A 25,330-nucleotide genomic window follows, 5' to 3' on the forward strand; every position below is an offset into this window, starting at 1 on the left:
CGGCGGTTTTTGAGCGTGGATTCCTGTGATTATCGCCGCCACGGGGCTTTTCTTTGCCATTCCGAGCTTTCAATAAGCCGATTAAGGAGAAATCGGATGGCAAAACTCTATTTCAACTACTCGACGATGAATGCCGGCAAGTCGACGATGCTGCTGCAGGCCTCCTATAATTATCAGGAGCGCGGCATGCGCACCGTGCAGTTGATCGCCGCTTTCGACGAGCGCGCGGGCCGGGGCGTGATCGGTTCGCGGATCGGCTTGGAGGCGAGCGCCATTCCCTTCGAGCCGCACGAGGATCTGTTTCGGCTGGTCGCGACGTTGAGCGGCGAAGGGGCGCCGATATCCTGCATCTTCGTCGACGAGGCGCATTTCATGACGCCTGTCCATGTCTGGCAGCTTGCCAGGGTCGTCGACAGGCTCGGTATCCCCGTCATGGTCTACGGGCTGAGAACCGATTTCCAGGGCAAGCTGTTTCCGGCCTCGCAGGAACTGCTGGCGATCGCCGACGAAATGCGCGAGGTGCGCACCATCTGCCATTGCGGGCGCAAGGCGACGATGGTGGTGCGACACGACGCAGAGGGAAAAGTGTTGCACGAAGGCGCGCAGATCGATGTCGGCGGAAACGAGAAATATGTCTCGCTCTGCCGCAGGCATTGGGACGACGCGATGAACGGTGCCTGGATCGCCGAGCCGGTCTGAAGCCGCGAAGCTGCCTGTTTTCTTTGGCGCCGCAAGCGACTAGCTTGAGCAGGAGATTCCCTGGAGAGATCAGGTGCGCAAACCCCCGCCATTCGACGGCCAGTACGAAGTCGCAGGCAGACTTGCCGAGAGCATTGCGGCGGAGGGAGCCTATTGCGTGGCTGCGATCGGCGCCTTTAGCGGTGACGAAACACGGTCGGCCGACGAGATCTTCATCGAGCAGAATGTCCGCTTCCAGGCCCATATCGCCGATGCTGCGGGGCTCGACGCCCAACTGGCCGAGCTGGTCTTTGCCCTCGACCGGCTGACGGCCGAGGTTTCGGCCGATCTCGACAGCTTCCGGGGGCTGACGCTGCGCGAGAAGATGGCCGGCTGGCTGTCGCGCCAGCGGATGTGGCGCATGTATACCTCACGTGTACGTGAGGCGCCCGTCATCGAACGGCTGCTCGATCTTTTGGCGAAATCGGACGCGCTCGCCAGGCTGATCGCCGGCCAGCGCGCCTTGCTCACCGAACGGCACAAGGCGGCCGAACTCAGCCTCGTCGACATTGTCGAGCAGCGGCGCCGGCTGGTCGTTTCCATCGATATCGCCCGCCTCAAGATGAAGGAGCTCAATGCCAAGGCGCTGACGACGCAGGGCCGTATCGGCGTCTATGGCAACAGGGCGCATTGGGAGCAGATGGAGGCGGAGCGGCGGGCGTTGAAGGCGGAGGCCGAGCGGATTTCCGCCGGCGAGCACGAGATGCGCGACGATAGCCAGCGGCGCGAGCGCTTCATCGGCCTGTTCCAGGCTTTTGTCGATTCGCTGAACGGCCGGATCGCCGCCTGCAACGTGCTGCTGCGCAAGCTGATGATCGATGTCGAGGAGCGGCTGATCATCTACCAGGCGCAGGTCGATACCGACCGGCCGGGCATGAAGATGCGGATCAAGCCGGAACTCTTTCCCGATATCGCCGCGCCGATCCGGCTGTTCGAAAAGGGCATGCTGGTCGCCCAGGATCTGGAGCGACGCAAGAGCCGCGCCGATCTCGAATTCGCCAGGCGGTTTCCGACCTATGCCGAGCCGCCGCCGGCGACATTGGGAGCGCCTTTGATCGACACGGCGCGCAGGTCCTTCCGTTTCAACCTGCCTTTCCTGCGTTCCTGATCGCCGGGCGCGTTGCGCGCCCTTTTTCGCCATAACTTCAATCCGAAAAATCGAGAGGCTGTTGTTGTGCTCGGGCCATCGAGCGCATATGTGGAAGCAGCGGGGCGGCAATGTCCCGATGTTCGCCTCGCCCTGACAGGAGACGACGATGCTTGACGGGATTGCCGGTTTTTTCAGGCTGATCGGCCAGACGATCGGCCGCTGGGCCCGCCTGTTTGCCGCTTGGGCCTTCTGGCCTTTTCTTGCCGCGCATGGCTGGTATCAGCGCCGGAGCTGGATGATCCGATTGCCGGTCATCGCATTCGTGGCGCTGTTCGTCGTGCTTTACGGCTATTTCTTCTGGCAGACGCAGATCTGGACGAATTTCAACACCGCCTTCGTCGACCAGTACCGGCTTTCCGAACGCAAGGTTGCCGCCGGGCAGGACGTGCCGGTCGCTGAAGGAGCCGATGCGACCGCGCCAAAGACCTGCCAGCGCTCGGCGATCGTCGACGTCGCGGCCGATCTGACCGATTTCAATGTCAACCAGAACGCATGGATTTCCTCCATGCTGCTCTACAAGATGGGCTTCTTCGGCATCGACTGGGATCACACGCCCTTCCTCGACAACAAGGCGTCGTTCCAGCGCGGCGTCAACCAGGCGGTCCGGCGGACCTCGGTGGAGCTTGTCGACACGCTCGGGCGCGTGCGCGGTACATCGGGTATCAACAACGACTTGCAGCGCGCGCGGGGCAATCTGCAGTTCGACGAATATAGCTGGTATTTCGGGTTCAATCCCTTCGGGCCGAAGACGCCGACGCCTTCCTATTACCGCTCGGCGATCGGCAGCCTGCGCAAGTTCAACACTGATCTCGCCCTCTGTAACGCCATTTTCGATGGCCGTGCCGACAATCTGGTGCAGTTCATCGACCGCATCGCCAACGATCTCGGCGGCACCTCGGATATGCTTGCCGAGCGCTCGGAAAACCACAATCGCGGCTGGTTCGATACCCGCGCCGACGACCGGTTCTGGTTCGCCTACGGCCAGCTCTACGGCTATTACGCGATCATGGCGGCTGCCCAGGCCGATTTCTCGCAAGTTGTGTCGGAGCGCAATCTCGGAGCGATCTGGGGCGGGACCATGCGACAGTTCCAGGCGGCGCTGCGCATCCAGCCGGCGATCATCTCGAACGGGCGCGAGGATGGCTGGATCATGCCGAGCCATCTCGCCACCATGGGCTTTTATATTCTGAGGGTGCGCTCGAACCTCGTCGAAATCCGCTCGGTGCTCGACCGCTAATCCCGCGCGTCCAACAGACAAGCTAATCAGGCGTTATCGCTGTCGAGTCAGCGAGACGCCGTGTTGTCCTCGAAGCCGACGACACGCAGTTTCTCGACGAATTCGTAGGTGATGCCGACGATGCCGCTGCCACTTTCATCGTCACGGAAGCGGCCGACGCTGCGCACCACCTTGTAGCCGCCAAGCCGGTTGTCGACACGATAGACAAAATGGAAACCGGCGCGGTGAAGGCTCGCCTCTTCGAAGGTTTGAGCGATGAGGCTGCGGTCCTCCTCATGAATGCGCGACATCAGCTCTGTCAGATTGACGGGGCCGTCGCTGTAGGGGAGATCGAAGATCGTGTGCACATCCTCGCTTGCAAAGAAATGTCCAGTCTCGATGTCGATGCGCCAGAAGCCGAAAAGGCGATAGGCAGCAAGCATCTGGACAATTTCCGCATCGGTGATGCCGATGTGGGCGCGGGATTGCGCTGTCTTGTCAATGACGGGCTGTTCGAAACGAAGAGACACGATTCCCCCAGATCACGGGACGACGTGCCGACTCTCTTCTGATGCCTCAGTTGATCAGCTTCAATCGAATTGCCTTAGCTACCAACTGGGTGCGGTTGACGCAATCGAGTTTTTTGATCGCGTTCGTCATATAGGCGTTCACCGTATGGTCCGAGAGCGCCAGGATCTGGCCGATTTCGATCGAGGTTTTGCCTTGGGCAGTCCAGCGTACAACTTCTAGTTCGCGAGTCGACAGCGCGTTATGCGCGCATTCCTCGTTGCGTTTGACTGCATTGTATGCATCGAGTGCATGCAGAATGATCATTGCCAACTCATTGATCTCGCTCTGGCCGAGTGCGGCGCGGTCGCCGCAGAACCAGAAGACCAACCGTTGGCCATCGGCTGCGATGGTCGGCATGGCGACGCCTGCCGGTATGGCATGGCGCAGCATCAGGGCACGCAGTTCGGCAGGAAAGGCCTGACCATTGACGGTGTCGTTGAGGTGCCAGACCGGCGGCACAGCGGACTCTCTCAGCCGCACGCCAAATGGACAACCGCGCATCATGTGGGCGCGATCAAACTCCCTGACATAGGCGGCCGGAAGCGAACTCTCGATCAGCAGCGGTTTCAAAAGAAGGTCTTCGGGAGAAGGGGCGTGCATCAGCGTCGCATGCGACAATCCGAAGGCTGTGGAGATTCTGCCGAGCGCCTGTGCAAAGAGGCCACGTGTTCGTGCAGTCGCAAGCTCTGCCGAAAGCAATGACTGTCTTTCAGAGGTAGTCATGTAAGACATTTGTACGCCTCCGGCAGCCCCAATGTTACCGCTATCAAACACAGAAAGGCGGCGGGATGCTAGTCCCAACCGACTTGGCGCAAGCCGATTCATTCAAATTGTGAAAAATTAGTCACAGTAGATCGCGTCTTGGTTGAGTTTCGACTTGCAAAAATAGCGTTGCGGTATCTTTGGCTCCCGCGTGGCCGCAGAGCGATGGATCTCACGCAGCCGGACAGGAAGAGAATCACTTCGGGAAAGAGGTTGGGCGGTAACACCAGCGAAATCTGGCTTGCTGCGGTTCGGTGCAATTGCTAATCGTATTCTCATGTATAACTGAGGCGATTTAATCGTGCGCTTTGCAATTTTTGTTTTTAGCAAGCATCTGTTTTTCCTTATATTACTGGCCCTGTTATTTTTGAGCTTGCCGATCGGTGCCGCGATCTCACAGGCTGCCGAGAAGAAGAAGCAGGCGGGGCAGGCGCCAATGCGTTTCATCATCGTACGAAGCCTCCTCTGCATGGAAGACTGTCCTGAATGGATATCGGCAGAGGGGCGCATAACCACCGATACTCCCGGCCAGCTCCGAAAAATTCTGAAGAAAATCGGGGATCGGAAATTGCCGGTGGTCTTTCAGTCGGAAGGTGGTGAGGTCGATGCTGCCTATGCGATGGGCCGGATCATCCGCAAGGCCGGTCTGGAAACAGCCGTAGGAGGCACGCGACTGAAGGATTGCCCAGCGGACGATACGCGCTGCGCCGCCGCTATCGAAAAGGATGGCAGCTCGGTCGGCGTCACCTATTCGGATGGCGCATACTGCTTTTCCGCATGTCCTCTGGCTTTCGCCGGCGGTACCTCGCGCGTCTCGTCGCAATGGGCTTTCATCGGTGTCCATCAGATCACGACCGTCTACAAGAGAGAGCGTGTCTCCTATCGCATCGAATACAAGATCGTGAATGGCAAGAAGACGGAAATTTCCCGCAAGGAGGTTGGACGCAAATCCGCGGGGCAGAGTAGTTCCACTAAACTTGGAAAGAAGGCGGCCGCTGCCCTGACGGGCTATTTGAAGGAGATGGGCGTCAGTGCCGATCTGATCGGTTTGATGATGAGTACCCCTCCTGATCGCATCACTATCGTACCGCCAGCAGATGCACTTCGCATGGGGCTGAACACCGACATGCTGGCTTACAATGAGTGGCCGGGCATGCCGCTCTGCGTGGCGGGTGCAGCCACTGATGCCGCCTGCCACGGCCATTCGGCGGTCGAAGCGGCTGGGGCGCCCGCAACTGCAGACACAAGCGAGAAACAGCCGACAACCCTGCCGATGGACTTTCTCCTGATGTATCATGGCAATTGCCAGGAGGAGTGCACGCAGTGGATTTCTGCGGAAGGAGACATCACGCCGGATACCCCGGCTCGGCTGGCGGCAATCTTGAAGACGCTCGGCGAAAGAAAGCTGCCGCTCGTTCTTCAGTCCAATGGCGGGGACATGGATGCGGCTTTCGCGATGGGGCGTGTGATCCGTGCGGCAGGTCTGGAGACCTCGATTGGCAGAACGCGGTTGCCGAACTGCCCGACGCTCGATCCGCGTTGCAAGGCGAGCATGGCCAAAAGCGGTCCGACGGAGGGGGAGGTCTCTGCCGGCGGTGCATACTGCCTTTCGACCTGTACTCTCGTCTTGATGAGCGGAACGCCGCGGATTGTCGGATATTCCGATATCGGCCTTGTCAGACCCACGACGGCTGAAGATAGGAAATTCTTCGCCTATTTCGACGAGATGGGCGTTAATGCCGAGTCTTTCGAGACGATGATGCTCGCGACCTCGATTGAGCGAAAGAATATTCCTCGTTCTCAGGCGCTCGAGCTTGGCATCGTCAACGGGATCATCCCTTACGGTGATGAGCCCGGTGATCGCCTATGTGGACCCGATGCCAAGGAAAGTCTTCGATGCCCCAGAAAAGCTGAGGCAGAGATCGCTCCTGTTGCTGCGGCCTCGAATTGATGCGGAAAAGAACGCCGGTGTGCCCACTCACTGACGTGGGACAATCAGTTCGTCGTCCCTTTACCCCTTGTCCTTCAAATCATTTTTCGACGTCACGCTCATCAGCTTCTCCAGGAAGCCGAGCATGACGGCGGAGGCGACGAAGGCGAGGTGCATGAAGGTCAGCCACATGATCTTGCCGTCGGCATATTTGTCGGCATTAAGGAAGACCTGCAGCAGATGGATGGAGGAAATGGCGACGATCGAGGAGGCGACCTTGATCTTCAGGCTGCCTGAATCGAGCTTGCCGAGGAAGGAAACCTCGTTGTCAGCCTCACTGGCCTCATCGAAGCGGCTGACGAAATTCTCGTAGCCCGAGATCATCACCATGACGATCAGGCTGGCGACGAGGGCTGCGTCGATCAGACTGAGCATGGCAAGGATCATCTCCGCTTCGTCGAGCTCGAAGACGCCGGAGGCGATCTTCAGGAGCTTGTAGGCGAAGGAAACGGCATAGACGGCGAGCGCCGCTACCAGGCCGATATAGAAGGCGACGAGGAGCCAGCGGCTCGACAGGATGATGCGCTCAATGATGAGTTCCAGTGACTTCATGTTTTCACCCTGTGAAACCGCAATCGTTGACCGCCACATAAACGCCCAGCGTGGCTGCCGCAAGGCGTGGCGCTATTCACACTTCGCCGATATTTCGCTATCTCGATAAGGGGAAAACAACGACTCTGCGTCCGCGGAGGTCGGACGGGGGACATCCATGCCAGCCATCAAATCCGATATCGAAATCGCGCGCGCAGCTGCCAAGAAGCCGATCTTCGAGATCGGGGCGAAACTCGGCATTCCGGTTGAGCAACTCGCTCCCTATGGTCACGACAAGGCGAAGGTCAGCGCTGAGTTCATCGCGGCGCAGGCAGGCAAGAAGGACGGCAGGCTGATCCTCGTCACTGCGATCAATCCGACACCGGCGGGCGAGGGCAAGACGACGACCACCGTCGGGCTCGGCGACGGGCTGAACCGGATCGGCAAGAAAGCCATCATCTGCATCCGCGAGGCTTCTCTCGGCCCCTGTTTCGGCGTCAAGGGCGGGGCGGCCGGCGGCGGTTATGCGCAGGTCGTGCCGATGGAAGACATCAACCTGCATTTCACCGGCGATTTCCATGCGATCACCTCGGCGCACAATCTGTTGGCGGCGATGATCGACAACCATATCTACTGGGGCAACGAAGAGAATATCGACATTCGCCGCATCACCTGGCGGCGGGTCATGGACATGAACGACCGGGCGCTCAGAAGCATGGTCTCCTCGCTCGGCGGTGTCGCCAACGGTTTCCCGCGCCAGGGCGGGTTCGACATCACCGTCGCCTCCGAGGTGATGGCGATCCTCTGCCTCGCCACCGATCTCAAGGATCTGGAGCGGCGGCTCGGCGACATCATCATCGGCTATCGCTTCGACCGCACGCCGGTGCATGCGCGCGACCTGAAAGCCGACGGCGCCATGGCGGTGCTCTTGAAGGATGCGATGCAGCCGAACCTCGTGCAGACGCTGGAGAACAATCCGGCCTTCGTGCATGGCGGACCCTTCGCCAACATCGCCCATGGCTGCAATTCGGTGACGGCGACGAAGACGGCGCTGAAGCTCGGCGACTATGTGGTGACGGAAGCAGGCTTCGGGGCCGATCTCGGAGCGGAGAAATTCTTCGACATCAAATGCCGCAAGGCCGGACTGAAACCGGATGCGGCGGTCATCGTCGCGACCGTCCGGGCGCTGAAGATGAATGGCGGGGTGAAGAAGGAGAATCTCGGCACCGAGGACGTGGCGGCGTTGAAGAAGGGCTGCGCCAATCTTGGACGGCACGTCGCCAATGTGCGCCGGTTCGGCGTGCCCGTCGTCGTGGCGATCAATCATTTCGTCTCGGATACCGACGCCGAGATTGCGGCGGTCAAGGAATTCGTCTCAAGACTCGGCGCCGAGGCGATCCTCTGCCGCCACTGGGCGCTGGGTTCGGCCGGCATCGAGGAACTGGCGCACAAGGTGGTGGAACTGGCTGAATCCGGCCAAGCGAAATTCCAGCCGCTCTATGGCGACGACATTTCGCTGTTCGAGAAGATCGAGATCGTCGCCTCGAAGATCTACCATGCCGGCGAGGTGACGGCCGACAAGGCGGTGCGCGACCAGCTACAGACATGGGAGGAGCAGGGCTACGGCAATCTGCCGATCTGCATGGCGAAGACGCAATATTCCTTCTCCACCGATCCGAACCTACGCGGGGCGCCGGAAGGCCATGTCGTCACTGTGCGGGAGGTGCGGCTTTCGGCGGGCGCCGGCTTCGTCGTCGCCATCACCGGCGAGATCATGACGATGCCCGGCCTGCCGAAATCGCCGTCGGCGGAGCGGATTTTCCTGAACGATCAGGGTTATATCGAGGGCTTGTTCTGATCTTCAGAACGCTTGCTCATCTGTTCGACGGCCTGATTCAAGCGTGAACCGCAACTCGTTGAAATGATTAGTGGCAATAGCGATAGCCGCCCTTCCTCTCGATGACGTCGAGATGGAAATGCGTCTCGTGGGCCGCGTCGCTTTCGGGGTCGAGGACGGTGGTGAAATAGAGGCAGCCGGCGGCGCTGACGGTGCGCTGGAAGGCGCCGGTGAGCGTCGGATCCTCGCGGCGGGAGCGGACGGCGACATCCTCGCCCTTTTCGAAATGGAAACTCGCAATATCGATGGCGTTGCCGCGGGCATGTTCGGAGATCTTGCCTGTTCCGGCGCCATTACGCAGGCGGCACATATAGGCCGTTGCCTGGTTGACGGTGGTGATGCGGCCCTGCTCCGGCAAGGCGGCGGAGGCGGCCGGGATGACGCTGTCCTTCATCCAGCGGGCAAGGGCGAGTGCTGCCGGGCAGCGGAGCGTCGCTTCCGGCTTCAGGCTGATGCCGGGCAGGGCTTCGGAGACGATGATCGGTTTGTCGATGCCGCAGCCGTTGCCGTCATCGATACGCGGCGTTTCCTTGAAGACGACGCCCAAAGCCCGGAGTGCGGCCGTGCATTCGGCGTGCTCGGTGTCGCTTTCGGGTTCGATCGTCAGATGCTGTTCTTCGAGCGTCTGCTCGGCTGGCGGCTTGTTTTCTTCAGTCGGGGTCTGCGGGCTTTCAAGCTTGCCCGGGGGCAGCGGCGGGCCTTGCATGGGTTCGGCCGGCGCAGGCTGGGCCGGTTCGGCCCCCGGCGTCGACGGCTGGCTCGGTGCCTCCGGAGCCTTTACATCAGGTTTCGGCTGAGGGGCCGGCACCTCTTCAGGCGCGGGCGGTTCCGCCTCCGCAGGCGGGACAGAGGTGGGGCTGCTCGTCTCGCCGGCATCGGGCCGAGGTTGGGGCAGTGGACCTTGTGGGGGCAAGCGGGCGCCGGCAAGAAAGGCGGTAGCGGCGATCAGGATCGCCAGTATCGAAAGTTTTCTCAACGCATCCGATTCCCTGCTGCCGATAGTTAGGGATAATGCGCGAGGGCGGTTTTCGTTGCAAATGCGCAACGTTTAGGAAGATCGTTAAAACTTGATAATATTATTCAACATAAATCGCCGGATTATGTTGACAATAGAACTCATGTTTTTTATGCGGCAAAAAGAAGGCAGAAATTCTGCGTCGCCTTCATCCGCAAAAGCCCAGCCAGCCCCTCGAGCGTTTGACGCGCCACGACCAGCCAGCCCGGTAATCATCATTAGAGGGTAGGTTATGATCGTCCGGCATTGGCGTTCGGTTTTGTTGGTCTGCACGGCAGCCACAGTTGTTTTTCCTGTTTCGCAGTCTTTCGCGCAAAGCGCTCCGGCAACGACGCCGCAAGCCACCGCAGAAGACAGCACCGTCCTGCAGAAGATCGTCGTCAAGGGCAAACGCGTGGCGCCGGGCAGCGTCGCCGACACGCCGCTTGCGACCGAGATCACCGCCAAGACGCTCGAAGAGAAGCAGGTCACCAATTTCGACGATATTGGCCGCAGCGTCGATGCAGGTGTGAACTACTCGCGTGGCGACGCGGGCTTCAACCTGCGCGGCCTCTCCGGCGCTCGCATCCTGACCACCATTGACGGCATTCCGATCCCGTATATTTCGAACAGTTCGCGCCAGGGTGCTTTCGCGCCGGCCAACGCCAATGGCGGCGGCGATACCTTCGATTTCGATTCGCTGTCGTCGCTCGATATCGTGCGCGGCGCAGATTCGAGCAAGGGCGGCTCGGGCATGCTCGGTGGCGCCATCGTTCTCAATACGCTCGAGCCGGAGGATCTCATTCCCGAAGGCCGGGATTGGGGTGCGATCGTCAAGTCGACATATGACAGCGAGGATCGCAGCATTTCCAGCTCGGCCGCCGCTGCCAAGAAGATCGGCAACACGTCGATCCTGTTTCAGGGCGGCTACCGCAAGGGCCATGAACGCGACAATATGGGCGACAACGACAGCTATGGCCGCTCTCGCACCGAGGCGGATCCCGCCGATTTCGACCAGCACAACCTGCTCTTCAAGCTGCGACAGGAGCTGGAAGGCGGTCATCGCATCGGCCTGACGGCCGAACGCTTCCGCCGCGATCTCAAGACCGACCTGCGCGAGCTCCAGGGCGGCACGACGCCGCGCAACTTCCGGATCGACAATTATGACGGCCGCGAACTGCGCGACCGCGACCGCGTTTCTCTCGATTACGATTATGAGGCGCAGTCTTCCGACGCATTCTTCAGCAGTGCGCGCGCAACGCTTTATTGGCTGGATTTGAAGAAGGAAGCCGGCAGCCGGGGCCGTACGACCGCCAATGTGGCCTATGGCCGTAACAACCAGATAGAAAACGAAACCTGGGGCTTCAGCGGCACGGCGACGAAGGATTTCGAATATTCCGGTCTCAGCCACTCCGTTCGCGTGGGCCTCGACGTCGGCATTTCCAGCTGGAGCCAGTATAGCTGGGCACTTTGCCCGACGCCCACAACGTGCCCGGCGCTGAACAACCAGGCGGAAGTGCCCAATGTCGACAGCCAGAACCTGGGGCTGACCTTCGAAGACAAGATCGAAATCGGCAATACCGGCTTAGCGTTGACACCCGGCTTCCGCTTCGACTGGTTCAACTACAATCCGTCGACCGGCGGAAGTTTCGCAAGCAATACCGGGCTTACTCGTTTCGGGGACCTGAACGACCGGACGGAAGCCGGCCTATCGCCGAAGATCCTTGCCACATATGACCTGACGCCCGACGTGCAGCTTTACGCACAGCTGGCCGTTGGCTTCCGCGCACCCACCGTGGACGAGCTCTACAGCCGCTTCTATAACCCGACGGGCCGCTACGCCCAGCTCGGCAATCCCGATCTGGAGCCGGAAATCGGCCGCGGCGTCGAAATCGGCGCCAATTTCGACACGGGCGATTTTACCGGTCGGGTTGCGGCTTTTCACACCCGCTACCAGAACTTTATCGAGACGGTGACAAGCCGGGACGCGACCGGCTTTACGGAGTTCAACTACACGAACGTTTCTGCGGCCACAATTTCGGGTATTGAAGCCAGTGCCGTCAAGACATTCAACAATGGCATCAACCTGCATGCGTCGCTTGCCTATGCCTATGGCCGCAACGAGGATACGGGCAAATACTTGCGATCGGTTGCTCCCTTCAAGGCGATCATCGGCGGCGGTTGGAGCAACGACAACTACGGTTTCGATCTTTCCTCGACGCTCTCGGCAGCCATGCCTGACGACGATGTTGCGACCACATTCGATGCGCCCGGTTATGGTGTCGTCGATCTGACGGCATGGTGGACGCCGGAACAGTTGAAGGGTCTGCGTATCCAGGGGGGTGTCTACAACATCTTCGATCAGGAGCACTACAACGCGCTCGCCGTGCGCGACGTCAACCTGACCTCGGTGACTGCGTCGCAGCCGCAAGAATGGTATTCGGAGCCGGGCCGTACGTTCAAGGTGTCGATCACCAAGACTTTCTGATCGCGATCGCGCTTTCTAGGCTGGGGGAGGGCGGCTTTCGGGCCGCCCTTTTTCGATCCCGCAATCGCCTCTTGCGCAATGGCTGATCTCAGGCTAACAATTTTTCATGATCAAGTCCTTGAACATTGCTGTTTGGTGGTGGGTTCGCTAAGGCGGCCTCGACCAATCGTGTCCAAAGACGACGAGTGAGCCGCCCGAAACTTCGAGGCGGCTTTTTTGTTTTATGGCCGCCTGTCGTCCGGGCCCCGATAACGGAGTGGAACAATGGTAACGATCCTGCGGGATGATGGTGCGGAAATCTACGAGACCAAGGGCGGGATATCCGTCACGCGGCAGCGGCGGGCGATTCCCTACGGCGATGCGGTCTCTTCCTATGTCGACAAGCTCGACGAGCGCCGCGGTGCGGTGTTCTCGTCGAACTACGAATATCCGGGCCGATACACGCGTTGGGATACTGCCGTCGTCGATCCGCCGCTCGGCATCTCCTCCTTCGGGCGCGACGTCTGGATCGAAGCCTTTAACGAACGTGGCGAAGTGATCCTCGGCTTCGTAACCGAGCGGCTGAAGACGGTGGCCGACCTTGTGCTCGGCGCTTCCTCTGCCCGTCGCCTCGACCTGACCGTCAAGACACCGGACCGGGTGTTCACCGAGGAAGAGCGCTCGAAGATGCCGACGGTCTTCACCGTGCTGCGCGCCGTGACCGATTTGTTCTATTCGCAGGCGGATGCGAGCCTCGGGCTTTACGGCGCCTTCGGCTACGACATCGCCTTCCAGTTCGACGCGATCGATCTGAAGCTGACGCGGCCCGCCGACCAGCGCGACATGGTGCTCTACCTGCCGGACGAGATCCTCGTCGTCGACAATTATGCCGCCAAGGCCTGGATCGACCGTTACGATTTCGAAAAAGGCGGCGTTTCGACCGAGGGCAAGGCCCAGGATATCGCGCCCGACCCCTTCCAGCATACGGATTCCATTCCGCCGAAGAGCGATCACCGGCCGGGCGAATATGCCGATCTTGTCACCAAGGCGAAGGAAAGTTTCCGCAAGGGCGACCTCTTCGAAGTCGTGCCGGGGCAGAAGTTCATGGAACGCTGCGACAGCAAGCCTTCCGATATTTCCAGGCGGCTGAAGGCGATCAATCCGTCGCCCTATTCCTTCTTCATCAATCTCGGCCATCAGGAATATCTGGTCGGCGCCTCGCCCGAAATGTTCGTGCGCGTTTCCGGCCGCCGCATCGAGACCTGCCCGATCTCGGGCACCATCAAGCGCGGCGACGATCCGATTGCCGACAGCGAGCAGATCCTCAAGCTTTTGAATTCGAAGAAGGACGAATCCGAACTCACCATGTGCTCGGATGTCGACCGTAACGACAAGAGCCGGGTGTGCGAGCCGGGCTCGGTCAAGGTGATCGGCCGCCGGCAGATCGAGATGTATTCGCGCCTCATCCACACGGTCGACCATATCGAGGGACGGCTGCGCGACGACATGGATGCCTTCGACGGTTTTCTCAGCCATGCCTGGGCCGTCACCGTCACCGGCGCCCCGAAGCTCTGGGCGATGCGCTTCATCGAGAGCCATGAAAAAAGCCCACGGGCCTGGTATGGCGGGGCGATCGGCATGGTCGGCTTCAACGGCGATATGAACACCGGCCTGACGCTGCGCACCGTGCGCATCAAGGACGGCATCGCCGAGGTGCGCGCCGGTGCGACGCTGCTCAACGATTCCATTCCCGATGAGGAAGAAGCAGAAACCGAACTGAAGGCCTCCGCCATGCTTTCCGCCATCAGAGACGCCAAGACCGGCAATTCCGGCAAGATCCAGCGCGACGTCGCAAGCGTTGGCAAGGGCGTCAACATCCTGCTCGTCGATCACGAGGACAGCTTCGTTCACACGCTTGCCAATTATTTCCGCCAGACGGGGGCGACGGTTTCGACCGTGCGTACGCCGGTGCCGGAGGAAATCTTCGACCGTTTGAATCCGGACCTCGTCGTGCTGTCGCCTGGCCCCGGAACCCCCAAGGATTTCGACTGCAAAGCGACGATCAAGAGGGCGCGGGCGCGCAATCTGCCGATCTTCGGCGTCTGCCTCGGCCTGCAGGCGCTTGCCGAGGCCTATGGCGGGGAATTGCGCCATCTGGCGTTGCCGATGCACGGCAAGCCCTCGCGCATCCGCGTGCTGGAGCCGGGCATCGTTTTCTCTGGCCTTTCGAAAGAGGTGACCGTCGGCCGCTACCACTCGATCTTCGCCGATCCCTCGACGCTGCCGCGCGAATTCATCATCACGGCGGAGAGCGAGGACGGTACGATCATGGGCATCGAACACGCCAAGGAACCGATCGCCGCGGTGCAGTTCCACCCCGAATCGATCATGACGCTCGGCGGCGATGCCGGCATGCGGATGATCGAGAATGTGGTGGCGCATCTGGCGCGCAAGGTGAAGACCAAAGCTGCCTGAGCGCAATTCCACCTCTCCCTTCCTGCTTTGCGGGAGGGGAGAGGCGGGTCAGCGGCGTTCACATCAGAGTTCGGTTGACTTCTTCCAGCAAATCAGAACATTTCAGGAACGATCAATCGGAACCCGTCGCCGTGGCCAATGCTGAAAAGTTCATCATTCTCCCTTATCGTAAGAACCGCGGCAATCTCGTGCCCGGTGAAATGCGCCAGGCATCGAACTCCGTCAGCGCGGAAAAGATCGCTTCGGCGATGGCCCAGCGTTTCGTCGGCGTGGCGGCCTATGCCGTAGTCGTCGATGAAGAAACCGGCGACATGTCGTCGCCGCGGTTGCTCGCGCGATATGGCGAGATTGCCGATCTCAACGCCGCCTGAGGCGCGGTTTTCAGCATGGAGACATCACTCTACCTGCCGGTTAAAGCTTTCCTGGAGGCGGCCGGTTATGTCGTCAAGGGCGAGGTCGGCGGATGCGATCTCGTGGGGTTGAGCGATGGCGAGCCGCCGGTCGTGGTGGTCTGCGAACTCAAACTCTCCTTCAACCTCGAACTGCTTCTGCAGGCGGTCGACCGGGCGGCGATGAGCGATGAGGTCTGGATCGCGGCCCGCGTTTCCGCCAAGGGGCGCGGGCGAGAGGCCGACAGACGCTACCGCGACCTCTGCCGGCGCCTCGGCATCGGCATGCTCGGCGTTTCCGATGGCGGCGAGGTCAGCGTCATCGTCAGCTCCGTCTCGCCGATGCCGCGCACCAATCCGAAGCGGCGCTCGCGCCTCGTCAAGGAGCATCAGCGCCGCCGCGGTGATCCGGCCGTCGGCGGCGGCTCGCGGGCGCCGATCATGACCGCCTATCGCCAGCAGGCGCTGTTGTGCGCCGCCGCACTCGAGCGGGGATTGGCGCGGCCGCGGGATATGAAGGCGCTTACGCCCAAGGCCGGCCCGATCCTGCGCGACAACGTCTACGGATGGTTCGAGCGCATGGAAAAAGGCGTTTATGCCCTGACGCCTGCAGGGCAGGCCGCTCTTCTACGCTGGCCGCAGCCTGTATTTTCCGACCCGCCACCTTGAAAGCTGCGCTGTAGGGAGCATCGGCGGGATCGCTCAGTATGCCGCTTTCCGACCGGAGACGGCAACGCCTGTGAACGACTTGTCATTCCCCTTTGACAAATCCGCCGTCATCGCCCATATCACCCTTAACTGAACCGCCTGCGCGACATTCGCGTGGGCGGTTTTGCGTTTCAACGGCTTGAATTCTGCAATTCATTCGCAACCGCAGGGGAACGATATGAGTGACAATGGCGATCTTACGGTTCGGAAGCTGGCGATGTGGGGGATTCCGCTGTCGCTCGGCGTCATGGGCCTGAAGATGGTGGCTTGGTGGGTGACCGGATCGGTGGCGCTGCTGTCCGACGGGCTCGAATCCTCGGTCAACGTCGTTGCCGCCTTCGTCGCCTTCTTCGTCATCCGCTATGCGCAGAAGCCTGCCGATCACGACCATCCCTTCGGCCATCACAAGGCGGAATATCTGTCTGCCGTCACCGAAGGCGTGCTGATCGTCGTCGCTGCCCTGCTGATCGTCACCGAGGCGATCGGTTATCTCGCCGAGCCGCGCATGCTGGATGCACCCGTCCTCGGCCTTGCGATCAATTTCGCGGCCGGCGTCATCAACGCGATCTGGGCGCGGTTGCTGATCCGCACTGGGCGCAGGCATCGCTCGGCGGCACTGATGGCGGACGGTCAGCATATCATGTCCGATGTGGTGACCTCCATCGGCGTGCTCGTCGGCCTGCTGCTGGCGCTGGCGACAGGTTATGCGATCTTCGACCCGGTGCTTGCCATCCTCGTTGCCGTCAACATCTTGTATCAGGGCTGGAAGGTGATCTCGCAATCGATCGGCGGGCTGATGGACCAGGCGGTCGAGCCACAGGAAGAGGAGGCGATCAAGCAGGCGATCGCCACCCATGCGGCGGGCTCCATCGGCGTGCATGACCTGAAGACGAGGCGGGCGGGCACCGTCACCTTCATCGATTTTCACATGGTGGTGCCCGGCGGGATGTCCGTGCGACAGGCGCATGATATATGCGATCGCCTTGAGGATGCCATCAGGGCAGTGCACGAGGGCGCCACTATCGCAATTCACGTGGAGCCCGAGGGCGAAAAGGCTCACGGCATCCGCGTCAAAGTCGTCAAGGAGGCATGATGCCGAGTACCGATGTTTCCAGCCTGTCGATGCTGGGTCAGCAAACCGAAACCCCGCAATCGCCGGAGGAGGCGGTGCTTGAAAAAGTGCCGTCCAACCATGCCGGTACCGACTACGTTGTGCGCTTCACCGCGCCGGAATTCACCTCGCTCTGCCCGATGACCGGGCAGCCGGATTTCGCCCATATCGTCATCGACTACATTCCGGGCGAATGGCTGGTGGAATCGAAATCGCTGAAGCTCTTCCTGCATTCCTTCCGCAATCACGGCGCTTTCCACGAGGATTGTTCGATCTACATCGCCAAGCGCATCGTCGAGCTGCTCGATCCCCGGTGGCTGAGGATAGGCGCCTATTGGTATCCGCGCGGAGGCATTCCGATCGACGTCTTCTGGCAGACGGGCAGGCCGCCGGAAGGCGTGTGGCTGCCGGAGCAGGGTGTTGCCACCTATCGCGGGCGTGGGTGAGGAGCGGTCGGGCGCAGCCCGAGCAATCGATGTTTTTTCTTCAACGCAATTCCGGACGAAAAACCGCGAGGCACTTTTTCTGGAATTGCTCTCAATCGATTGCAGCGACGAACGCCCTGAACCTAAGCGAAAGGCCGGGCAACGGTGCGGCAATGTAAAACCAACCGCCGCTCGCGCCTTGGCCGTTAAACGTCAAGCATCCGTGACGTCATCTCCAGACGAGTCGTCGTTGTAATCGTCGTTATCGTCGTAGTCGGCCTGCTGCACGTTGGCGTCCTTGTCGTCACTTGCGTTGTCCGAGGCCTGGCGGGTGTCATCGTTGCCGTAATAATTGTTGATGACGGTTTCTTCGGTCGGCGCACTGGCATTGCCGAAGGGGTTGGCGCCGAAGGGCGAGCCCCAGCCGAGCGAGGACATGTGGTTGCCGAAGATGCCGCTCAGCGAATTGGCAAGCAGCATGCCACCGGCAACGCCCGCTGCCGTGCCGAGCGCGCCGCGCAGGAAGCTGCCGCCGGCCGATGGCGCATAGGCCTGCTGGCTCCAGGGGCCGGACGGCTGTTGCGGCGGCTGGCGGGCATCACGGTCGTAGCCACGGGGCTCGTCATAACCGCGGGAGGCCTGGCCCCATGGGCCGGGGTTGGAGGGGACAGGCGCGGGCTGCTGGGTCTGCGTATTGCCGAAGATCGAGCTCAGGAAGCCGCCGCCCTGTTCGGCCTGGTGGTGTTCACTGGCGCCGGCTTCCAGCTGGCGGATATGCTCTTCGAGTTCCTTGATATGATTGGCGGCCGCCTCCAGCCCCTTTTCCTGAACGATGACGGCCTGGGCCAGATAATAGGTGGCCGATGGCTGTTCGCGCGTTGCCTGGTCGATCAGCGCTTCAGCCTCGCGGTCGCGCGGTGTGGCCGCGGCGGTGCGCACGCGGTCGAAGAGGGCGGTCAGCAGTTGGCGTTCTTCCGGTGACATGTCCTGTCTCCTAATGATCTAGAGCGCCGCGCGTCCGATAGGACGCGCTAAGGACGCTCTATCAATTTAAAACTGCGCATAATCCTTTCCGACAATCGATTCCGATTTCGGGGTTATGCGCTGGCGGCGTTTGCCGCGTGAGGCTGAGGTAGGAACCGATTTTGGCTTTTCAAAGCCTTTCACCGTTACAATTCAGTAAGGCTTGCAGAACGGCGCGCGGCTTCTTAAGGATATCTGCATCGCTTCGGTGCCTTGTGTTTTTCCCGCATTGTTTTAGGCATTGAGTCGCACTATGTGCGAGGAACCCGAATTCATCTCCAAGAGGTTCGAATGAACGACGAAGACCAGGACGACAAGACGAAGGAACTGCCGCTCGGCAAGGAAACGGAGGCGAATCTTTTCAAGTCGCGTTCGATCTTCATCTACGGACCGATCAATCAGGAATTGGCGCAGAAGGTCTGCTCGCAGCTGGTGGCGCTTGCCGCAGCCAGTGACGAGGACATCCGCATCTATGTCAATTCGCCCGGTGGCCACGTCGAATCCGGCGATTCCATCCATGACATGATCAAGTTCATCAAGCCGAAGGTCTGGATGATCGGCACGGGCTGGGTCGCCTCGGCCGGCGCGCTGATCTATGTCGCGGTTCCGAAAGAGCGGCGCCTGTGCCTGCCGAACACGCGCTTCCTGCTGCACCAGCCCTCCGGCGGCACGCGCGGCATGGCATCCGACATCGAGATCCAGGCGCGCGAGATCATCAAGATGAATGAGCGCCTGAACAGGATCATGGCGGCGGCCACCGGCCAGCCGCTCGACAAGATCGCCAAGGATACGGATCGCGACTACTGGCTTTCTGCCGAAGAGGCGAAGGACTATGGCCTCGTTTCGCGGGTTGTGACGTCGCAGTCCGACATCTGAGCTTTCTCAGCCAAAAGCTGCCAAGAAGCCGCCCTTGCCTGCCGATCGCAGGCGAGGGCGTTTTATCTTCGGCTGGTTTGAATGAAGATGGTTATCCGCAAGGGTTGAACGGAAAGCGCTGATTCCGGACTTGCGCCTGCGGCAGCCATCATGCTCCATGCGTCACTCCTGCAGCCCACGAGTCCGCCATGCTCAAAGATTTTTCCGTCCAGGCCCTGTTCATGGGGCTGCTGACTGCCTTCGTCGGTTCCGCCAGCTCTTTTGCCGTTGTGCTGCACGGGCTGCAGGCGGTCGGCGCCACGGATGCTCAGGCGGCTTCGGGCTTGATGGCGTTGTCGATTTCCATGGGCATCTGCGCGATCGTGCTGAGCGCCGTGACCCGATTGCCGATCAGCATTGCCTGGTCGACGCCGGGCGCCGCACTGCTGGCAAGCACCGGGGCTATCGAGGGCGGCTTCAATGCGGCGGTCGGGGCATTCCTTATCTGTGCTGTATTGATCATCGTCGCGGGGCTTTTCAAGCCGCTCGGTCGGGCGGTGGCCGCCATTCCGGCGCCGCTCGCCAATGCGATGCTCGCCGGCGTGCTGATCGGCCTCTGCTTCGCGCCGGTGAAGGCAATCGGCTTCAATCCGCTGTTCGGCCTGCCGATCGTTGTCGCCTGGATCGTCGTCGGCGCCTTCAAGCGGCTCTGGGCGGTGCCGGCGGCACTCGCAGCCTTCGCGCTGGTGCTCGCCTTCGGCGTCGATATCCCCGAGGGTGCGCTCAGATCGCTGGAACAATCGCTGGTGCCGACGGCGGAGATCGTCCGGCCGGTGTTCAATCTTGCCGGCCTCGTCTCGATCGCGCTGCCGCTTTTCATCGTCACCATGGCCTCACAGAATATCCCGGGTATCGCGGTCCTGAAGGTCAATCACTACGATCCCAAGCCCGGTCCGCTCTTTGCCGTCACCGGCTTCTTCTCGCTGCTGTCGGCGCCATTCGGTGGCCACGCCGTCAATCTGGCGGCAATCACCGCGGCGATGTGTGCCGGGCAGGATGCCCATACCGATCCGAAGCGGCGCTATTGGGCGTCGCTGATCGCCGGCGTCGGTTATGTCATCCTCGGGCTGCTCGCCGGCGCGGTAACGGCCTTCGTCGCGCTCGCGCCTTCGATCCTGATCGAGGCGGTGGCGGGGCTGGCCCTGGTCGGCGCCTTCTCGTCCTCGGCAATGTCGGCGTTCCAGGTGCCGGATTCGCGCGAGGCGGCGGCGATCACCTTCCTCGTCACCGCCTCCGGCGTTTCCTTCGGCGGCATATCAGGCGCCTTCTGGGGCCTGATCGGAGGCGGGCTGATGCTCGCACTGTCGCGGCTGGTGAAGATTTGGAAAGACCGGGCTTAGTCACGATCGTGGAAATGCCGAACCACGGCGCTTTGGAATATCTCCGTGACCGCAGGCGCGCACCGCGTCAACGCTGGGCGGCGACCAAAAGCCGGGCAAGGGCTTGCCAGTTCCACTGCCCGAGGTTATAAGCGCGGCCATGAAGACCACTGGCGCCAAGATTTCCAACAGCATTGCACGCGGCCGCATCGCCCTGCGTGACAATACGCGCGCCCTGACCTCGCTTCTTCTCCTCGGCCTTACGCGCGGTTGCCGGGTCCTTTGAGGAGCGCCCGGCGGCCGAAAGCCCGCCCGGCCATCGCTCCTCGCGACTCACTTTCAAAATTGACCTAACGACCGACAAAGGTCCGCATTTGTTTATCGCCAAGCCCGACACGATCGGCTAAGAGGCGGGGCAAATGCCGGGACGAGGAGACGATACGATGGACGCGAAGACGCAATCCTCCCAGAACAAGACCACCCCCGCAAAAGGCATGCCTGACGCCGCAGTGAAATACCGGGCCTATCCGCAGGTAAACATTCCCGACCGCACATGGCCGACGAAGACCATTACCAAGGCGCCGGTCTGGTGCTCGGTCGACCTGCGCGACGGCAACCAGGCGCTGGTCGATCCGATGGGCCACGACCGCAAGGCGCGCATGTTCCAACTGCTGCTCGATATGGGTTTCAAGGAAGTCGAGATCGGCTTCCCCTCGGCTTCGCAGACCGACTTCGATTTTGCCCGCTGGTGCGTGGAGGAGGGCAATGTGCCCGCCGACGTCTCCCTGCAGGTGCTGGTGCAATGCCGCCCGGAACTCATCACCCGTACCTTCGAAGCGCTGGAAGGCGCAAACCGGCCGATCGTGCATTTCTATAACTCGACCAGCGAGCTGCAGCGCCGCGTCGTCTTCGCCAAGGATGTGCAGGGCATCAAGCAGATCGCCGTCGATGCCGCCAAGATGATCACCGATATGGCCACCAAGGCCGGCGGCGGCTACCGTTTCGAATATTCGCCAGAGAGCTTCACCGGCACCGAACTCGAGGTGGCGCTGGAAATCTGCAACGGCGTCATCGAGGTCGTCAAACCGACGCCCGATAACAAGTTGATCATCAATCTGCCGTCCACCGTCGAGATGGCGACGCCGAACGTCTATGCCGACCAGATCGAATGGATGTGCCGCAATCTCGACAATCGCGAGAACCTGATCATTTCGCTGCATCCGCATAACGACCGCGGCACGGGCATTGCCGCTGCCGAACTGGCATTGCTGGCAGGCGCCGACCGTGTCGAAGGCACGCTGTTCGGCAATGGCGAGCGCACCGGCAATGTCGACATGGTGACCATGGCGCTGAACATGTTCACCCAGGGCGTCGATCCCGGGATCGACTGCTCGAATATCGAGCGCATCAAGGAAGTGTTCGAATATTCGAACCAGATGGCGATCGGCGAGCGCCATCCTTATGTCGGCGAACTGGTCTATACCGCCTTCTCCGGCTCGCATCAGGATGCGATCAACAAGGGCATGAAGGCAGCACAGGTCGCCAACCATCCCGTATGGGAGGTCCCGTATCTGCCGATCGATCCGCGTGATGTCGGTCGTTCCTACGAGGCGATCATCCGCATCAACTCGCAATCCGGCAAGGGCGGCATTGCCTACATCCTGCAGCAGGATTACGGGCTGAACCTGCCGCGCAACCTGCAGGTCGAGTTCCGCGAGGACATTCAGCGCATTACCGACGTAGAGGGCAAGGAGCTTCCTTCGAAGCGCATTCACGATCGTTTCATCGAGCGCTACGTGACGCAGCCGAGCGCGCGCCTGAAATTCGTCGACCACCACACCTATCCCGATACTGAGCGCAAGGGCCAACGGGTCGTGGCCGCCGAGATCACCGACAATGGCGAGATCAAGCGCATCGAAGGGCGTGGCAACGGCCCGATCGACGGCTTCATCAACGCGCTGTCGCATTATCTCGGCATCGAGATGTCGGTCGAGGACTATTCCGAGCATTCGCTGCAGCACGGCTCGAATGCGGCGGCGATCTCCTATGTCGAGACCTCCTATCCCGGCGGCAAGCTCTTCGGCGCCGGCATCAATACCAACATCGTCGCGGCGTCGCTGGAGGCGATCGTCTCGGCCGCCAACCGTGTGCTCGAGGTGAAGGCCGGCAAGGCCTGATCTCAAAGGAACTCAGGCCGCGATCGTATCGGTGCGGCGCGGCCTGACGATGCAGTCGGCGATATCGCGGGCTTCGTTGCGCGCCTCGGCATGGCGCTGGCCCCATTGGCAGAGCGCCAGCAGCACCGGTTCGAGGCCGAGACCGAGTTCGGTCGCGCTGTATTCGACGCGGGCGGGGATTTCGGTAAAGATCCGGCGCGCAACCAGCCCATGTTCCTCCATTTCGCGCAGCTGCTGGATCAGCACCTTCTGGCTAATGGCAGGCATCATGCGCTTTAGCTCCGAAAGACGCTTCGGGCCGGAGAAGACGTAGTAGAGGATGACCGGCTTCCAGCGCCCTGAAATCACTTTCAGCGCGCGCTCGACCGGCAGGTCGGGGAGTCTTTTCATCGGCTCAGCCATGGTCACCTCCTGGTGGGTATGGCACGAAAGAGTGTGTATTTTTACAGGATATCCTATTGCTAAACCTGCCCCACGCCAAATCAGACGTGAGGTTCATCTGTTATGAAAGCGATCCAATTCACGCGCTTCGGTCCGCCCGAAGTCCTCGAGGTGGTGGAACTGCCGGTTCCCGAGCCGGGGCCGGGTGAGGTTCTCATCCGCGTTCATGCGGCCGGCGTGAATTTCTTCGAGGTACTGATGCGGGCCGATCGCTATGCCGTATCGCCCGACCTGCCGATGTTTCCCGGTGTCGAGGTCGCGGGTATCATCGAGCGGGCGGGGCCCGGTGCCGATCGCTCGCTCATCGGCACGCGGGTTGCCGTTCCTCTCTTTGCGATCGGCCGCGGTTCGGGCGGTTATGCCGAGTTCGTCGCGGTCGACGGCGGGGCGGTGGTGCCGCTGCCGGATGCTGTCTCCTTCACGATGGCTGTGGCGCTGATGGTGCAGGGACTGACGGCGCTGCATCTCCTGCGCAGCAGCCCCGTCAATGGCAAAATCGTCCTCGTCAATGCGGCAGCCGGCGGTGTCGGCTCGCTGCTGCTGCAGCTTGCAAGACGCGACCGCGCAAAGATGGTGATCGCGGCGGCGAGCAGCGAGGAGAAACGGGCGCTTTCCCTGTCTCTCGGCGCCGATCATGTGGTCGACTATACGGCGCCCCGCTGGCAGGAGGAGGTCAAGGGGCTGAGCGGAGGGCTCGGCGCGGATATCATCTATGAAACCGTCGGCGGCGCGGTTTCAAGGGCGACGCTCGATGCGCTGGCGCCTTGCGGCGAGCTGGTGCTGACGGCGATGGGACGATTCGGGCTTGGGGTCGCCGATATCGAGCGCATGCTTGATCAGAACCAGTCGATCAAGGGATTTTCGCTGTTGCCGCTGCTGACGCTCCAAGCTGTGCCAAAGGATTTTGGCGCGCTCTTCGATCTTGCGGCGACGGGCGCGCTGACGGTTGTCGAAGGCGGTCGCTTCCCACTGCATCGAGCCGCGGAGGCGCATCGCGTCATTGAGGAGCGGAGGGCGGTCGGAAAAGTGGTGTTGACGCCGTCAATCCAAGAAAGCGAGCCCGACGCGATGCCAAAAAACTTGGCCCCTTAAGCACCGTGCGTCCTTTCGGACGCACAAAGGACGCTCTAACAGTTTGAACCGACGCATCGTGCTTTCCGAAAATCGATTCCGATTTTCGGGCGATGCGCTAGATCGCCGTGGCGATCTCCATGGCGAGCTGGCCGAGCGTTGCTTCGGCGGAGGGACCGGCCAGCACATAGGAGGTGCCGGCATTGTGCCAGGTTACCAGGCCGATCTCGTCCTTGATCGTTTCCTTGAAGTCGTCGGTCTCCGGCGGCTGCGCGTCTTTGCGGAAGCAGATGGAGATAACGTCGCCATCGGCGTTGGAATAGACGAGCTGCCCGACAGGGCGGCTGTCGCCGAGGATGACGCGCGCGCCTTGGAAGGTCCAGCCTTCGGCGCTGAGATCGGGCACGCGGAAGGGCACGCCGATCGCGGTCGTCAGCCAGCTGGAGATTTCCTCGGCTTGCGAGGCGGGCACTTCGACGAGGTGACGGGGCTGGCGGATCAGCAGGCGCTGATAGGCGGTGACGTCGCCCAACCAGTCGCTGGTATTGGCCGGCGCCGTGGCGGCGGTCGTGGTGGCGATTTCGTCGGCATCGGGGCTGGTGCCGACGAAATAGCCGATGCCGCAACCGACGACGAAGAGGATCAGAGCGGCGGCCAGCGCCTGCGGGCCGCTCGGCGCCAGTTTCACCTGCGGGCGCGTGGCACGCTGGGCGATCGGCGTCTTCGGCGGCTGCGTGCTCTTGATGGAGCGGACGAGGGCGAGCGGCACCGGCTCCTTCAGGATATCGTCGAGGCGCCGGCGGCCGAAATCGGCACCGTGGCGCAACTTCTCATGCAGCCGGCGCGCATTCTCGTCGCTTGCCAGACGCTGCTCCAGTTCGTGCCTTTGTTCGGGCGAGACTTCGCCGTCGAGAAGGGCGGTAAGCTGGACTTCGAGCGGCAATTTCCTAAGATCGGGCAA

General features: G+C 61.3%; 22 protein-coding genes and 1 pseudogene. 16 read left to right on the forward strand and 7 right to left on the reverse strand.

The features are described 5' to 3' along the window. Positions 1 to 96: 96 nt before the first annotated feature. The 3 genes from ACMUVN_RS00800 (at position 97) to ACMUVN_RS00810 (ending at position 3,125) form a co-directional block, all read left to right on the forward strand. Positions 97 to 699 (forward strand): thymidine kinase, encoded by a 603-nt coding sequence (locus ACMUVN_RS00800; protein WP_029867904.1) that lies wholly within the window; start codon positions 97 to 99, stop codon positions 697 to 699. 73 nt (positions 700 to 772) lie between these two features. After that, complete coding sequence (locus tag ACMUVN_RS00805; protein WP_047614310.1) at positions 773 to 1,846, forward strand: hypothetical protein; 1,074 nt, start codon at positions 773 to 775, stop codon at positions 1,844 to 1,846. 148 nt (positions 1,847 to 1,994) lie between these two features. Continuing rightward, positions 1,995 to 3,125 carry a DUF2333 family protein gene (locus tag ACMUVN_RS00810; RefSeq protein ID WP_047611318.1) on the forward strand — a complete coding sequence of 377 codons (1,131 nt, stop codon included), beginning with the start codon at positions 1,995 to 1,997 and terminating at the stop codon, positions 3,123 to 3,125. A 47-nt stretch (positions 3,126 to 3,172) separates the two neighbouring features. Here ACMUVN_RS00810 and ACMUVN_RS00815 read toward each other — a convergent pair whose 3' ends face one another. Both ACMUVN_RS00815 and ACMUVN_RS00820 read right to left on the reverse strand, forming a co-directional pair. Next, positions 3,173 to 3,634: a PAS domain-containing protein gene (locus ACMUVN_RS00815; RefSeq protein WP_029867908.1), complete on the reverse strand. Its 462-nt coding sequence runs from the start codon at positions 3,632 to 3,634 to the stop codon at positions 3,173 to 3,175. Between the two features lie 46 nt (positions 3,635 to 3,680). After that, the gene (locus ACMUVN_RS00820) at positions 3,681 to 4,406 is read right to left on the reverse strand and encodes a helix-turn-helix transcriptional regulator (RefSeq protein ID WP_029867909.1); all 726 of its coding nucleotides are present in this window, start codon (positions 4,404 to 4,406) and stop codon (positions 3,681 to 3,683) included. A gap of 331 nt (positions 4,407 to 4,737) precedes the next feature. On the opposite strand from ACMUVN_RS00820, the gene ACMUVN_RS00825 reads away from it, so the two are divergent. Continuing rightward, entirely contained in the window at positions 4,738 to 6,387 is a 1,650-nt protein-coding gene (locus ACMUVN_RS00825) for a hypothetical protein (RefSeq protein WP_414814791.1), read from the forward strand. Between the two features lie 60 nt (positions 6,388 to 6,447). On the opposite strand, the gene ACMUVN_RS00830 is transcribed toward ACMUVN_RS00825, so the two are convergent. After that, on the reverse strand, positions 6,448 to 6,978 hold the full coding sequence (locus ACMUVN_RS00830; RefSeq protein WP_080759844.1) for a TIGR00645 family protein: 531 nt from the start codon (positions 6,976 to 6,978) through the stop codon (positions 6,448 to 6,450). Positions 6,979 to 7,135: 157 nt separating this feature from the next. On the opposite strand from ACMUVN_RS00830, the gene ACMUVN_RS00835 reads away from it, so the two are divergent. Next, complete coding sequence (locus ACMUVN_RS00835; protein WP_029867912.1) at positions 7,136 to 8,815, forward strand: formate--tetrahydrofolate ligase; 1,680 nt, start codon at positions 7,136 to 7,138, stop codon at positions 8,813 to 8,815. Between the two features lie 67 nt (positions 8,816 to 8,882). Here ACMUVN_RS00835 and ACMUVN_RS00840 read toward each other — a convergent pair whose 3' ends face one another. Then, positions 8,883 to 9,830, reverse strand: a complete 948-nt coding sequence (locus ACMUVN_RS00840) for an extensin family protein (protein WP_047611315.1) — start codon at positions 9,828 to 9,830, stop codon at positions 8,883 to 8,885. 271 nt (positions 9,831 to 10,101) lie between these two features. Between ACMUVN_RS00840 and ACMUVN_RS00845 the strand changes: the two genes are divergently transcribed. The 6 genes from ACMUVN_RS00845 to queF all read left to right on the forward strand — a co-directional run bounded on the left by ACMUVN_RS00845 (position 10,102) and on the right by queF (position 17,444). After that, a complete protein-coding gene (locus ACMUVN_RS00845; protein ID WP_063474511.1) occupies positions 10,102 to 12,336 on the forward strand; it encodes a TonB-dependent hemoglobin/transferrin/lactoferrin family receptor in 2,235 nt (744 codons plus the stop codon). A gap of 264 nt (positions 12,337 to 12,600) precedes the next feature. Further along, complete coding sequence (locus ACMUVN_RS00850) at positions 12,601 to 14,790, forward strand: anthranilate synthase (protein ID WP_063474512.1); 2,190 nt, start codon at positions 12,601 to 12,603, stop codon at positions 14,788 to 14,790. A gap of 131 nt (positions 14,791 to 14,921) precedes the next feature. Continuing rightward, positions 14,922 to 15,161: a hypothetical protein gene (locus ACMUVN_RS00855; protein ID WP_063474513.1), complete on the forward strand. Its 240-nt coding sequence runs from the start codon at positions 14,922 to 14,924 to the stop codon at positions 15,159 to 15,161. Positions 15,162 to 15,176: 15 nt separating this feature from the next. Next, positions 15,177 to 15,848 carry a DUF2161 domain-containing phosphodiesterase gene (locus ACMUVN_RS00860; RefSeq protein WP_047611309.1) on the forward strand — a complete coding sequence of 224 codons (672 nt, stop codon included), beginning with the start codon at positions 15,177 to 15,179 and terminating at the stop codon, positions 15,846 to 15,848. 217 nt (positions 15,849 to 16,065) lie between these two features. Continuing rightward, a complete protein-coding gene (gene emfA, locus ACMUVN_RS00865; protein WP_047611305.1) occupies positions 16,066 to 16,980 on the forward strand; it encodes a CDF family cation efflux transporter EmfA in 915 nt (304 codons plus the stop codon). Next, on the forward strand, positions 16,980 to 17,444 hold the full coding sequence (gene queF / locus ACMUVN_RS00870) for a preQ(1) synthase (RefSeq protein ID WP_063474514.1): 465 nt from the start codon (positions 16,980 to 16,982) through the stop codon (positions 17,442 to 17,444). Before emfA ends, queF begins: the two co-directional genes overlap by 1 nt. 192 nt (positions 17,445 to 17,636) lie before the next feature. On the opposite strand, the gene ACMUVN_RS00875 is transcribed toward queF, so the two are convergent. Continuing rightward, positions 17,637 to 18,407: a DUF2076 domain-containing protein gene (locus ACMUVN_RS00875; RefSeq protein ID WP_047611302.1), complete on the reverse strand. Its 771-nt coding sequence runs from the start codon at positions 18,405 to 18,407 to the stop codon at positions 17,637 to 17,639. Positions 18,408 to 18,737: 330 nt separating this feature from the next. Here ACMUVN_RS00875 and ACMUVN_RS00880 point away from each other — a divergent pair, with 330 nt between their 5' ends. The 4 genes from ACMUVN_RS00880 to leuA all read left to right on the forward strand — a co-directional run bounded on the left by ACMUVN_RS00880 (position 18,738) and on the right by leuA (position 22,857). Beyond that, positions 18,738 to 19,322, forward strand: coding sequence for an ATP-dependent Clp protease proteolytic subunit (locus ACMUVN_RS00880; protein WP_029867921.1), 585 nt, complete (start codon positions 18,738 to 18,740; stop codon positions 19,320 to 19,322). A gap of 188 nt (positions 19,323 to 19,510) precedes the next feature. Beyond that, a complete protein-coding gene (locus ACMUVN_RS00885) occupies positions 19,511 to 20,701 on the forward strand; it encodes a benzoate/H(+) symporter BenE family transporter (protein WP_063474515.1) in 1,191 nt (396 codons plus the stop codon). A gap of 139 nt (positions 20,702 to 20,840) precedes the next feature. Then, positions 20,841 to 20,966 carry a hypothetical protein gene (locus tag ACMUVN_RS00890; protein WP_254959063.1) on the forward strand — a complete coding sequence of 42 codons (126 nt, stop codon included), beginning with the start codon at positions 20,841 to 20,843 and terminating at the stop codon, positions 20,964 to 20,966. Positions 20,967 to 21,123: 157 nt separating this feature from the next. Beyond that, a complete protein-coding gene (leuA, locus tag ACMUVN_RS00895) occupies positions 21,124 to 22,857 on the forward strand; it encodes a 2-isopropylmalate synthase (RefSeq protein WP_029867923.1) in 1,734 nt (577 codons plus the stop codon). Positions 22,858 to 22,869: 12 nt separating this feature from the next. On the opposite strand, the pseudogene ACMUVN_RS00900 reads toward leuA, so the two are convergent. After that, a pseudogene (locus ACMUVN_RS00900) lies at positions 22,870 to 23,356 on the reverse strand (winged helix-turn-helix transcriptional regulator). Positions 23,357 to 23,361: 5 nt separating this feature from the next. Here ACMUVN_RS00900 and ACMUVN_RS00905 point away from each other — a divergent pair. Then, a complete protein-coding gene (locus ACMUVN_RS00905; RefSeq protein WP_052215152.1) occupies positions 23,362 to 24,390 on the forward strand; it encodes a quinone oxidoreductase family protein in 1,029 nt (342 codons plus the stop codon). A gap of 97 nt (positions 24,391 to 24,487) precedes the next feature. Here ACMUVN_RS00905 and ACMUVN_RS00910 read toward each other — a convergent pair whose 3' ends face one another. Beyond that, complete coding sequence (locus ACMUVN_RS00910) at positions 24,488 to 25,330, reverse strand: anti-sigma factor family protein (protein ID WP_063474516.1); 843 nt, start codon at positions 25,328 to 25,330, stop codon at positions 24,488 to 24,490.

Source organism: Rhizobium sp. IY2, assembly GCF_047532935.1.
In the GTDB taxonomy this organism is placed as follows: Bacteria; Pseudomonadota; Alphaproteobacteria; order Rhizobiales; family Rhizobiaceae; genus Rhizobium; species Rhizobium anhuiense.

Coding starts and splice junctions, on each gene's coding strand:
- ACMUVN_RS00905 (WP_052215152.1), top strand. CDS start 23,362: ATGAAAGCGATCCAATTCACGCGCTTCGGTCCGCCCGAAGTCCTCGAG.
- ACMUVN_RS00890 (WP_254959063.1), top strand. CDS start 20,841: ATGAAGACCACTGGCGCCAAGATTTCCAACAGCATTGCACGCGGCCGC.
- ACMUVN_RS00880 (WP_029867921.1), top strand. CDS start 18,738: ATGAACGACGAAGACCAGGACGACAAGACGAAGGAACTGCCGCTCGGC.
- ACMUVN_RS00820 (WP_029867909.1), bottom strand. CDS start 4,406: ATGTCTTACATGACTACCTCTGAAAGACAGTCATTGCTTTCGGCAGAG.
- ACMUVN_RS00845 (WP_063474511.1), top strand. CDS start 10,102: ATGATCGTCCGGCATTGGCGTTCGGTTTTGTTGGTCTGCACGGCAGCC.
- ACMUVN_RS00830 (WP_080759844.1), bottom strand. CDS start 6,978: ATGAAGTCACTGGAACTCATCATTGAGCGCATCATCCTGTCGAGCCGC.
- ACMUVN_RS00810 (WP_047611318.1), top strand. CDS start 1,995: ATGCTTGACGGGATTGCCGGTTTTTTCAGGCTGATCGGCCAGACGATC.
- queF (WP_063474514.1), top strand. CDS start 16,980: ATGCCGAGTACCGATGTTTCCAGCCTGTCGATGCTGGGTCAGCAAACC.
- ACMUVN_RS00885 (WP_063474515.1), top strand. CDS start 19,511: ATGCTCAAAGATTTTTCCGTCCAGGCCCTGTTCATGGGGCTGCTGACT.
- ACMUVN_RS00835 (WP_029867912.1), top strand. CDS start 7,136: ATGCCAGCCATCAAATCCGATATCGAAATCGCGCGCGCAGCTGCCAAG.
- ACMUVN_RS00860 (WP_047611309.1), top strand. CDS start 15,177: ATGGAGACATCACTCTACCTGCCGGTTAAAGCTTTCCTGGAGGCGGCC.
- ACMUVN_RS00850 (WP_063474512.1), top strand. CDS start 12,601: ATGGTAACGATCCTGCGGGATGATGGTGCGGAAATCTACGAGACCAAG.
- leuA (WP_029867923.1), top strand. CDS start 21,124: ATGGACGCGAAGACGCAATCCTCCCAGAACAAGACCACCCCCGCAAAA.
- ACMUVN_RS00800 (WP_029867904.1), top strand. CDS start 97: ATGGCAAAACTCTATTTCAACTACTCGACGATGAATGCCGGCAAGTCG.
- ACMUVN_RS00875 (WP_047611302.1), bottom strand. CDS start 18,407: ATGTCACCGGAAGAACGCCAACTGCTGACCGCCCTCTTCGACCGCGTG.
- emfA (WP_047611305.1), top strand. CDS start 16,066: ATGAGTGACAATGGCGATCTTACGGTTCGGAAGCTGGCGATGTGGGGG.